Genomic DNA, 8,831 nt, shown 5'->3' with positions numbered 1-8,831 from the left:
TAGTTGCCCTTGGCCTGTTCGTACTGGGCGAACACGGACTCGAGGATGGTGGGCAGGGTTTTGTCTTGCCAGATGCGGCAGTCGCTGCGGTACTCAAGCAGGCTGAACCAGGGGGCGAATACCAGTTGCCAGTCGTGCAGGCCGCCGTCGCTGCCCAGATAACGCACGCTCTCGACCAGGCCATGGCGTTGGGCCTGGCTGCCGTTGTCGCAGAGCAGGGCGAGGCTGACGGGCTGGCCGATGAGTTTTTCCGGGTCGTACTCGGTGTCCTGCACCAGCACGTCGAGGGTGTAGCGCGGGGTGCGGCCGATGCGCTCGACGCCGTGGGCGCGCAGGGCCTGCAGCTGATCGGCACCCAACGGGGTGGTCAGCTGCAGCAGGCGGCCGCTTTGCGAAAGCGGGGTGCCGAAGGTCAGGTCCATTGAAAAGTTCTCCATTTACTGACGATACACATCAGAGGCAACTTAACGCCGCGCCAGTACCAAGTGCCCGACCAACGCGCCCAAGGCTCTGGGCCACTGGCTCGCTCAGTCAGATCCTTGAGCGTTGTTGCTTGCGCGTCTTTGAGGTTCGAAAACCGGAAGCTAGGCCTTCGGTCATAGACCGTCAACAAACGAAATGTTCAATGCGAAGGCATAGTTTGTAGGACGCGAACCACAATATGCCCAAGGCCGTTCGCGTCCTGCACGAAGTGAAGGGTGTGGCTGAGAGGTGTATGCCTTCGGATCTTCAGTCATACACCTGGGGCCCCTGCCGCAAGCAAAAACTCAGATAACCCGCTGTCCCTCAAACGGGTTCCAGCCATTCAGCCCTTTGGTCTGCTTCAGGTAGTAAGCCCGGTTGCTCAGGAAACTATAAAGAAATGCAAACGCCATGCTGAGCCCGTTATCCACCGGCCGCGGGATCTCACTCCCGGTCACCGCCTCGACGACGCCCAGCAGCAACCCAAGGGCAATCATGATCGCCAGCATGACCAGGTTCTTCTTCCACAACCCCAGCACGAACCAGTAGATCGGGCCAAAGAAAAAGCCGATGAAGTTATTGTTGATCAGCAGCTTCTTGCGAAATGGCAAGGCGCGGAAAGCAGCTTTGTAAGACGCTGAAGTCGGGGCGCCGTACTGATCGAAGAAGGCGAAACGCTCTTGCCATTTAGGCTTGAGGTTGCCAGCGGTGGATTGGGATTGCGGGATACCTTCCATGGGGAGCTCCGTGCTGATCGTCCGTGGGTGTTAAATGGCCATGAACTTGGCCGGTTCGGAGGGTAGGTCAGCATTGGCTTGCCAGCAACTCCAGAAATGCCGGCAGAGCGCGAACCGGATCACGGAATGGGCAAAACGCCTGGTTTGGCGCTGCCATAAAGGCGTGACTGCCGTGTAACCCGGGGTTGGGTTACCATACCCGGCTCCGCGAAGCCCATCATTCACGCCAAGCCAAGCCCCGGCTTGCTGACTCGACACCAACAGGTCATCCATGCGTCTGTTTCACACCTCCGACTGGCACCTGGGCCAAAGCCTGCACGGCCAGGAACGCGACTTCGAACACGCCTGCTTCCTCGACTGGCTGCTCGGCCAGCTGCGCCTGCGCCAGCCGGATGCGCTGCTGATCGCTGGCGACATCTTCGATACGGTCAACCCGCCGGTCAAAGCCCAGGAGCGGCTCTACGACTTCATCGTCCAGGCCCACGAGCAGCAGCCGAAGCTGGATATCGTGATGATCGCCGGCAACCACGACTCGGGCTCGCGCATCGAGCTGCCCGCCGCGCTCATGCGCCGCCTGCGCACCCACGCGCTGGGCCGGGTGCACTGGCTCGACGAAGGCCAGCTGGATGCCGAGCGCCTGCTCATTCCGCTGACCAACGGCCGTGGCAAGGTCGCCGCCTGGTGCCTGGCCCTGCCCTTCCTGCGCCCGGCCGAAGTGACCGGCCCGCAGCTGGGTGACGACTACCTGCAGGGCATCACCCAGGTGCATCAGCAGTTGATTGGCGCGGCGCAGAAAAAGCGCAAGAAGGACCAGGCGCTGATCGCCATCAGCCATGCGCACATGGCCGGGGGCGCGGTGTCCGAAGACTCCGAGCGCAGCCTGATCATCGGCAATGCCGAGGCCTTGCCGGCCAAGCTGTTCGACAAGTCGATCAGCTACGTGGCGCTCGGTCACCTGCACAAGCCCCAGAAGGTCAACCGCGAAAGCCGCATCCGCTACAGTGGCTCGCCGATCCCGCTGTCGTTCGCCGAAATCAACTACCCGCACCAGGTGCTGGAAGTCGAGCTCGATGGCAGCGAGCTGGTCAGCGTCGAGCCTCGCCCGGTACCGCGTGCGGTGGCCCTGCAGCGGGTCGGCCCGGCGCCGCTGGGCGAACTGCTCGAGCAACTGGCCGAGCTGCCCGTGATCGACCTGCTCGAAGACCCTAACCGCCAGCCTTGGCTGGAGGTGCGGGTACACCTGGACGAACCGCAACCGGACCTGCGCCAGCAGATCGAAGCCGCCCTGCATGGCAAGGCGGTGCGGTTGATCCGCATCAGCGCCGAGTATGCCGGCGCTGGCCGTGGCGAAGACGATGACCTGGCATTCGTCGAGCTGTCGCAAATGACCCCGCAGGACCTGTTCAGCCGTGCCTGGGAACAGGCCTACGGCAACCCCGTCGACGAACAGGCCCTGGCCGACTTCGCCCTGCTGCTGCAGGACGTTCAGCTGGAAGAGGAACAGCCATGAAGATTCTCGCCATCCGCCTGAAGAACCTGGCATCCCTGGCCGGCCCGGTCGACATCGACTTCACCGCCGAACCCTTGGCCAGCGCCGGCCTGTTCGCCATCACCGGGCCGACCGGCGCCGGTAAGAGCACGCTGCTAGACGCCTTGTGCCTGGCCCTGTTCGGCACCGTGCCGCGTTTGAACGACATCGGCCGCGAAGCCAAAGTGCCGGACGCCGACGGTGAAATTCCCACGTCCGACCCGCGCAACCTGCTGCGCCGCGGCACCGGCAGCGGTTTTGCCGAAGTCGATTTCGTCGGCATCGACGGCCACCGCTACCGCGCCCGCTGGGAAGCCAACCGCGCCCGCGACAAGGCCAACGGCAAGCTGCAATTGAGCCGCCAGAGCCTGTATGACCTGGACAGCGAGCAAATGCTGGGCAGCAGCAAGAACGAATACAAGCAACTGATCGAAGCCCGCCTGGGCTTGAATTTCGAGCAGTTCACCCGTGCGGTGATGCTGGCCCAGAGCGAGTTCGGCGCCTTCCTCAAGGCCGACGACAAAGAGCGCAGCGAGCTGCTGGAAAAGCTCACCAACACCGCCATCTACACCCGCCTCGGCCAGCGCGCGTTCAGCAAGGCGCGGGAAACTGCCGAAGCCCACAACACCCTCAAGGAGCGCGCCAGCCACTTGCTGCCAATGGCCAGCGAGGCCCGCGCCGAGCTCGACCAGCGCCTGGAGCTGGCGTTGCAGCAGTTCAAGGCCGACCAGGCCGGCGAGCGCCAGCTGGAGCAGCAGCGCAACTGGCTCAATGAACAACGCCAGCTGCAAACCCAGCACGGCGAAGCCGGCGCCGCCCTGCAAGCCGCCGAACAGGAATGGCAGCAACTGGCCGAGCAACGCCTCGACCTGCAGCGCCTGGAACGCCTGGCGCCGCAGCGCCACCAGTTCCACCGCCAGCAGATGCTCGCCGCGCAACTGGCACCCGTCGCGGCGCAGATCGCCGAGCAACAGCGCCAGCAAGACGCATTGCAAACGCGCACCGCAGCGCTGGAACAGGCGCTGCTGGCAACTCGTGAAGCCTTGGCACAAAGCCAGACCCTGCACAGCGAAAATGCGCCGCGCCTGCGCCAGGCCTTCGCCGGCCAGGACAACCTGGCGCGCCTCGAACAGCAACAGCTGGAACAGCAAACGGCCTGTCAGCAAGCCGAACAGCAAGTTGCCGAAGGTCAGCAGCAACTACAGCAAACGGAACAACACCAGCAGCGCAGCCAGCAGCAACTGGCCCAGATCGACACCGCCCTGGCCGACAGCCAGCACCTGGCCAGCCTGGCCAATGCCTGGCAGGCCTACCTGCCGCAACTCAAGCAAGTGATGCTGATCGGTGGCCGCCTGGCCAAAGGGCGTGAAGAGCTGCCAGGCCTGCAGGCCCAGGCCAGCCAGGCCAATGCCCAGCTGCAGGCCCAGCGCGACCACTTCGAGCTGCTGTTCCGCGAAGCCAAGGCTGAGCCCCAGGCCCTGGCCGAGCAGATCGACTTGCTCGGCAACATGCTGCAGGACAACCGCAAACAGCAACGCGCCGTCGAGGAGCTGTCACGCCTGCACGGCCGCGAACTGGAACTGCGCCAGCAGCTCGATGCCCTGCGTGAGCGCCAGCAGCAAGCCATGCAGCAACGCCAGCAACTGATCGGCGAAGGGACTGCGGCCAAGGCTGAACTGGAAGCCGCCGAACAGGCGCTCAACCTCACCCGCCAATTGCTGCAACGCCAGCGCCTGGCGCGCAACACCAGCGTTGAAGAACTGCGCGGCCAGTTACGCGATGGCGAGCCCTGCCCGGTCTGCGGCAGCGCCGAACACCCGTTCCATCAACCCGAGGCACTGTTGCAGAGCCTCGGTCGCCATGACCAGGCCGAGGAGGACGCGGCGCAGAAGCAGGTCGAAACCCTCAACGGCAAGCTGGTCGAACTGCGCACCGAGCTCGGCGTGGTCAATGCCCAGCTCAAGGACTACCAGCAGCAACAGCAGCACTTGGGCGAGCAGCTGCAGCCGCTGGTGGCACAGGTGCAGGCGCACAGCCTCTGGCCCGCCCTCGCCCCGCAGGATGACAAGGCCCGCAGTGCCTGGCTCGACAGCCAGCTGCGGCGCCTGGACGAAGAAATCGGCAAGGACGAGAAACGCCAGAGTGCCCTGCTCGCCCTGCAGAAGGATGCCGCTCGCCTCAACCAGCAACTGCAGGCGGCGCAGGATGCCCAGCAGCAGGCCCAGCGTCATCTCGACCAGCAACACCAGGCGCTGGCCAATGATGAGCAGCAACTGGAACAAGGTCTCAATGACCTGGCCAATGTACTCCCGGGCGAGGTACTCAAAGCGCTTGGCGATGACCCGGCCAATGCCTTCCTCGCCCTCGACCAGCAGATCGCCCAGCGGCTGCAGCAACTGGAACAGCGCAAGGACGAGCAGGAAGAACAGCAGGCGCGCCAGCTGCAACTGGACAAGCTGCGTGACCAGCAACAAGCGCGCGTGCAGGCCCTGGCGCATGCGCAGCAACAGCTCGCTGCACTCGACACGCAGCGCCAGCAAGCCCAAGGCGCGCTGGCCGAGCTGCTCGGCGAGCAGGCCAGCGCCGAAGCCTGGCAGCAGCATATGGACAACCAGCTTGCGCAGGCCCGTGCCGCAGATGCAGACACTGCCCAGCAGCTGCAAGACCTACGCACCCAGGGCGTGCAACTGGCCAGCGAATTCAAGGCCAATACCCAGCAGCAGCAAGCACTGGAGCATGAGTGCCAGCAGCTGCAAGGCGACATTGCCCAGTGGCGCGCCGAGCATCCGGAGCTGGACGACGCCGGGTTGGATCGTCTGCTGGCCATCGACGATACCCAGCTGAACGCGCTGCGCCAGCGCTTGCAAAGCGCCGAGATGGCTATCGAGCAGAGCCGCGTGCTGCTCCAGGAACGCGCGCAGCGCCTGCAGCAACACGCCGCACTGATGAGCGTCGAGGCTTCGGTCGAAGACCTTGAGCAAACACTGGCCGAGCTGCGCGAGCGGCTGACCGGCCATGAACAGCAATGCGCCGAACTGCGCGCACAGCAGGCCGACGACCAGCGCCGCCAGCAGGCGAGCCAGGCCCTGAGCGGGGAGATCGAACAGGCCTACCAGCAATGGCAGCGCTGGGCGCGGCTGAATGCACTGATCGGCTCGGCCTCGGGTGACGTGTTCCGCAAGATCGCCCAAGGCTACAACCTCGACCTGCTGCTGCACCACGCCAACGCCCAACTGCGCCAACTGGCGCGTCGCTATCGCCTCAAGCGCGGTGGCAGCGCCTTGGGCCTGCTGGTGCTGGACACCGAAATGGGTGACGAACTGCGCTCGGTGCACTCGCTGTCCGGCGGTGAAACTTTCCTGGTCTCGCTGGCATTGGCCCTGGGCCTGGCGTCGATGGCCTCAAGCACCTTGCGCATCGAGTCGCTGTTCATCGATGAAGGGTTCGGCAGCCTCGACCCAGAATCGCTGCAACTGGCCATGGATGCCCTGGACGGCCTGCAAGCGCAGGGCCGCAAGGTCGCGGTGATCTCCCACGTGCAGGAAATGCATGAGCGCATCCCGGTGCAGATCCAGGTACGCCGCCAGGGCAATGGCTTGAGCGACGTGGAGGTGTGCGGGTGATCCTCTACTCGTTCCGCCGCTGCCCATGGGCAATGCGCGCCCGCCTGGCGTTGCGCTATGCCGGCTGTGCGGTGGAAATCGTCGAGGTGGCGATGAAGAACAAGCCGGCAGAACTGCTGGCCTTGTCGCCCAAGGGTACGGTACCGGTGCTGGATACCGGTGCCGACGTGCTGGAAGAGAGCCTGGACATCATGCGCTGGGCGCTTGAACAGCACGACCCGCAGGACTGGCGCCTGCAGGCAGACCCGGCCGCCGCACAGCACGCCGAAGCCCTGGTGGCCCGCAACGACAGCACCTTCAAAGCGCAGGTGAACCTGTACAAGTATGCCGAGCGTTACCCCGAACATTCACGCGAGCACTATCGCCAGCAGGCTGAAGCCTGGTTGGCAGAGCTTGAGCAGTTGCTCGAAGGCCGGCCGTACTTGCTGGCCGCCCACCCGAGCCTGGCCGATGCCGCCCTGTTGCCCCTGATGCGCCAGTTTGCCGGGGTCGAACCGCAGTGGTTCGCCGAGGCAGCTTATCCGCGGCTGCGGAGCTGGCTGCAGGGGTGGTTGGCGTCGGAGCTGTTCAAGTCGATGATGGCTCGCTAAGCATCTTCTTCAGGCATGTTACGGCCCCTGTGGGAGCGGGTTTACCCGCGAAGAAGCCACCACGGTGGATGGCACCGGCTTCGCCGGTGTTCGCGGGTAAACCCGCTCCCACAGGGTCCGAGTCAGGCCGGGATCAGTGGCTGTGCTTACCACTCAGCGCCGCATGGAAGTTGGCGCTCTGGCGCAGGTACTGCTCGGTGTAGCTGTGGGTGGCCGTGGGCTTGCTGCTGTCTGCATGGGCATGGGCCGGCAGCACGACGGAAGCGGAAATGGCGGATGCGGCAATCACGGGGAAGAGATTGAAGTTCATGGTGGCTGACCTCGACTTGAGTGGTTTGACGTTCAGCCGCTTGGGCCTTGGGTCAAACTTACGCCGCCGAGGTCGCCCGCAGAAATTCATTGCGCTGGTAAGGATTATTACCCGTATCGATAGTCCCTCCAGCGAACCTCACTCGATGAACTTGAGGTCCGAAGGCGCATCCTGAGTGAAGGTCTGCACTGTCTCGCCGAGCTTGCCACTGCGCGGGTCGCGGCGCATGACCACGATCTGGTTGCTTTTCTGGTTGGCCACCAGCAGGAAGTTGTCGCTCGGGTCCAGGGCGAATTCGCGCGGGTGGTCGCCTTCCACCGAACGGCGTTGCAGGAAGGTCAGCTGGCCATCGTCCTTGCCCACGCGGAACACCACGATCTCGTTCGCCGTGCCGCGGTTGCTGACATACAGGAAGCGCCCGTCCGCTGACAGATGCAGACCACCCGAGGCCTTGGCGGCGGCATCCTGCTGTTCGGTAAGCGGCAGGCGCTGACGCTCCAGCAAGGCATCGTCCTTGACGTCGAACATCACCACTTCGCCACTCATCTCCAGTGTCAGGTAGGCATGCCGGCCCTTGGCATCGAACAGCAGATGACGCGGCCCGCTGCCAGGCGGCAGGTCCACCGACGCCGGGATTGCAGGGGTCAGCGGGTGATCGACGCTGGCGCCGTCATAGCGATAGATGAACACCTTGTCGGCTCCCAGGTCGCAGGCGTACAGGTGCTGGCCATCCGGGGACAGCACCAGCGAGTGCACATGGGCCCCGGCCTGCCGCTCGGGGTTGACGCCACTGGGCTTGTGCCGCAGCTGCTGGATCACCTCCTTGAGCTTGCCGTCCTTGGCCACCGGAATCACCACCAGGCTGCCACCCGGGGCGGGGGCGACGGCGTAGTTGGCGACGAACAGGTAACGCTGGTCGCGGCTGAGGCTGGCGTGGGTGGGCTCATCCCCACGGCTGCTCACTTGGTTCAGTGGCGTGATCTCGCCGTTGGCGCTGACGCTGAAACTGCTGACATGGCCATTGGGGGTTTCATTGACAGTGAACAACTGGCGCTGGTCGGCTGACAGCACCAGCCATGACGGGCTGACGCTCTTGACCACCTGCTGTGGCGTGGGGTCGATTTTCCCCGCCTTGCTGTCGAACGGGTAGCGATAGATGCCCTGGCTCTGGCCATCGGTGTAGCTGCCCACCAGCAAGGTGGCAGCGTGGGCGGTGATAGTCAGGCTCATCAGGCTAGCGGTCAGCAGGCTCGTCCAGATCCGGTTCATCGTCGTCTTCATCCGGGGCGCGAAAGGCACTCATACAGACTAGACGATGCTCGCCCTGGGCATCGTTGAGTTGCCACTCATCACCGGCGCCGACAGCGGCAGCGAGCTGCTCGGGGGTGAAGGACCAGCGGCGGTGTTGGCGGCCATCCATGCATTCGATGGTCAGGCCGGATTCGTCGCAGGTGAAATCGAAGGCGTGCAGGCCGTCGATCAGGAGCATGTCGCAGGAAGCGAGGGCGGTAGCGAGGGAGGACATGGGGGTACCGGTTTTGAATGAGCCGGCATTATAACCTCTGGGGCTGCTTTGCAGCC

The 8,831-nt window shown here is 64.3% G+C and carries 8 protein-coding genes; 3 read left to right on the top strand and 5 right to left on the bottom strand.

Annotated features, from left to right (window positions below):
• Positions 1-422, bottom strand: a 422-nt coding sequence (locus APH27_RS14955) for a contractile injection system protein, VgrG/Pvc8 family (RefSeq protein ID WP_256250587.1), incomplete at its 3' end; no start/stop codon positions are given.
• Positions 423-767: 345 nt separating this feature from the next.
• A complete protein-coding gene (locus APH27_RS14950) occupies positions 768-1,199 on the bottom strand; it encodes a DUF2628 domain-containing protein (RefSeq protein ID WP_027919120.1) in 432 nt (143 codons plus the stop codon).
• Positions 1,200-1,470: 271 nt separating this feature from the next.
• Between APH27_RS14950 and APH27_RS14945 the strand changes: the two genes are divergently transcribed.
• Genes APH27_RS14945 through APH27_RS14935 form a run of 3 tightly spaced genes read left to right on the top strand, consistent with a single transcriptional unit; the run spans position 1,471 to position 6,940 of the window.
• Positions 1,471-2,709 carry an exonuclease SbcCD subunit D C-terminal domain-containing protein gene (locus APH27_RS14945; RefSeq protein ID WP_027919121.1) on the top strand — a complete coding sequence of 413 codons (1,239 nt, stop codon included), beginning with the start codon at positions 1,471-1,473 and terminating at the stop codon, positions 2,707-2,709.
• The gene (locus tag APH27_RS14940; RefSeq protein ID WP_060485203.1) at positions 2,706-6,350 is read left to right on the top strand and encodes an AAA family ATPase; all 3,645 of its coding nucleotides are present in this window, start codon (positions 2,706-2,708) and stop codon (positions 6,348-6,350) included. The genes APH27_RS14945 and APH27_RS14940 overlap by 4 nt, the downstream gene beginning before the upstream one ends.
• Complete coding sequence (locus APH27_RS14935; protein WP_060485202.1) at positions 6,347-6,940, top strand: glutathione S-transferase; 594 nt, start codon at positions 6,347-6,349, stop codon at positions 6,938-6,940. The genes APH27_RS14940 and APH27_RS14935 overlap by 4 nt, the downstream gene beginning before the upstream one ends.
• A gap of 133 nt (positions 6,941-7,073) precedes the next feature.
• Here the strand turns inward: APH27_RS14935 and APH27_RS26620 are convergent, their stop codons facing one another.
• The 3 genes from APH27_RS26620 to APH27_RS14925 form a co-directional block, all read right to left on the bottom strand.
• Entirely contained in the window at positions 7,074-7,250 is a 177-nt protein-coding gene (locus APH27_RS26620; protein ID WP_177331676.1) for a hypothetical protein, read from the bottom strand.
• 138 nt (positions 7,251-7,388) lie between these two features.
• Positions 7,389-8,519: a lactonase family protein gene (locus APH27_RS14930; RefSeq protein ID WP_027919124.1), complete on the bottom strand. Its 1,131-nt coding sequence runs from the start codon at positions 8,517-8,519 to the stop codon at positions 7,389-7,391.
• Positions 8,485-8,775, bottom strand: coding sequence for a DUF5629 family protein (locus tag APH27_RS14925; protein ID WP_027919125.1), 291 nt, complete (start codon positions 8,773-8,775; stop codon positions 8,485-8,487). The genes APH27_RS14930 and APH27_RS14925 overlap by 35 nt, the downstream gene beginning before the upstream one ends.
• Positions 8,776-8,831: the final 56 nt, after the last annotated feature.

The organism is Pseudomonas sp. NBRC 111123 (assembly GCF_001320205.1).
GTDB classification, from domain to species: domain Bacteria; phylum Pseudomonadota; class Gammaproteobacteria; order Pseudomonadales; family Pseudomonadaceae; genus Aquipseudomonas; species Aquipseudomonas putida_J.
This window is presented reverse-complemented; position numbering and strand designations above follow the sequence as displayed.

What these genes read in the sequence shown, in the direction of transcription:
- APH27_RS14945 (WP_027919121.1), top strand. Translation starts at nt 1,471, where the DNA reads ATGCGTCTGTTTCACACCTCCGACTGGCACCTGGGCCAAAGCCTGCAC.
- APH27_RS14940 (WP_060485203.1), top strand. Translation starts at nt 2,706, where the DNA reads ATGAAGATTCTCGCCATCCGCCTGAAGAACCTGGCATCCCTGGCCGGC.
- APH27_RS14930 (WP_027919124.1), bottom strand. Translation starts at nt 8,519, where the DNA reads ATGAACCGGATCTGGACGAGCCTGCTGACCGCTAGCCTGATGAGCCTG.
- APH27_RS14950 (WP_027919120.1), bottom strand. Translation starts at nt 1,199, where the DNA reads ATGGAAGGTATCCCGCAATCCCAATCCACCGCTGGCAACCTCAAGCCT.
- APH27_RS14925 (WP_027919125.1), bottom strand. Translation starts at nt 8,775, where the DNA reads ATGTCCTCCCTCGCTACCGCCCTCGCTTCCTGCGACATGCTCCTGATC.
- APH27_RS26620 (WP_177331676.1), bottom strand. Translation starts at nt 7,250, where the DNA reads ATGAACTTCAATCTCTTCCCCGTGATTGCCGCATCCGCCATTTCCGCT.